The sequence below is a fragment of the Actinoplanes sp. NPDC026670 genome (assembly GCF_040638175.1).
In the GTDB taxonomy this organism is placed as follows: domain Bacteria; phylum Actinomycetota; class Actinomycetes; order Mycobacteriales; family Micromonosporaceae; genus Actinoplanes.
In genome coordinates, this window is the sequence record NZ_JBEZXU010000212.1 from 1 (window position 1) to 1,123 (window position 1,123).

1 protein-coding gene is annotated in these 1,123 nt (G+C 73.6%); it reads right to left on the bottom strand.

The annotated features are described in order from the left end of the window. Nucleotides 1-43: 43 nt before the first annotated feature. The coding region (locus AB0E94_RS53175; RefSeq protein WP_360344660.1) for a hypothetical protein at nucleotides 44-1,123 on the bottom strand (1,080 nt) is incomplete at its 5' end.

Below are 1,123 nucleotides of genomic sequence, written 5' to 3' on the forward strand. Positions count from 1 at the left end.
GTGGGCCATAGCGGGCGGGAAGAGCGCGCGTAGCCGTGCTCGGCTACGCGGAGCGGTGTTCAGGTCGAGCGCCTACCGGTGGAAAGGCGCGATCGGAATCGGGAATCGCAAGCCGGCGTCCGGCCCGCGCAAGGTGCTTCGGTTCCTTGCCGGTGTCACCTGTCTGCGGTGGTTGTGCCGGTGCGGTCCGGCCTGGGTCGGGTCTGCGCCCTACGCCTGGGTCGGGCAGGTCGCCGACGATCCGGTCGCAGGCGTACGGGTCGACGGCCTCCCAGCACCAGCTGCGGCCCATCACCACGTACCGGCCGTCGCCGTCCGGGGAGATGCGTTCGATGGCGTCCGGGTCGTCGGACAGTGCGCGCTGGTCGGCGACGATGGCGTCGCCGTCGAAGGACAGGGTGGCCAGCGCGGCGTCGACCCGCCGGTCCAGTTCGTCCTCCGGCACGCCCTCGTTTCGGAGGCTGTCGCGGTGCTGGTCGCGGTGTCGCTGCTGGTCGGCGACGATCGCCTCGGCCACTGCGCGGGTGCAGGAGAACACCGCCCACCCGTTCCAGCGGTCGAGCAGGGTGCCGACGAACCCGACCGCGATGCGGTCGCCGCCGCCGTCGGGGCCGGTGGTGCGCGCCCACTCGCCGGCAAACACGCCGACGTCGCCGATACGGACCCGGTCGGGGTGCAGGTGGGACACGTCGCGGCCGGTGGGGCTGGCCGCGAGGTGACACAGTTCGGCCACGCGGTCGTTGGCGGCGGTGTTGAAGGCGTCGCGGTAGACGGTCATCGCCTCGTCGCGCTGCGGGATGCGCAGCCCGAACCAGCCGGAGACGTCGCCGGTGGCGTCGGCGAACAGCTCCCATCCGCTGGTGTCGACCGAATCCCCAGCCGAGGTGAAGTAAGGTAGGGCGTCGAGGACGGCGGGATCGCCGTCGTCGATGCCGGCCAGGATCCGGCGCGCGGCCAGGCGCGTGTCACCGCCCGCGCGGGCGGTGATGGTGTCCTGAGCCCACCATTCGGCGGCGGTGCGGCCGGCCTCGGTGCCGGCGGCGCGCATCCGCTGCAGCGCGGCGGCCCATCCGGTGGCCTCGGCGACCAGCCCGCCGGTGGGCGGCGGGGTGGTGGTGACCGG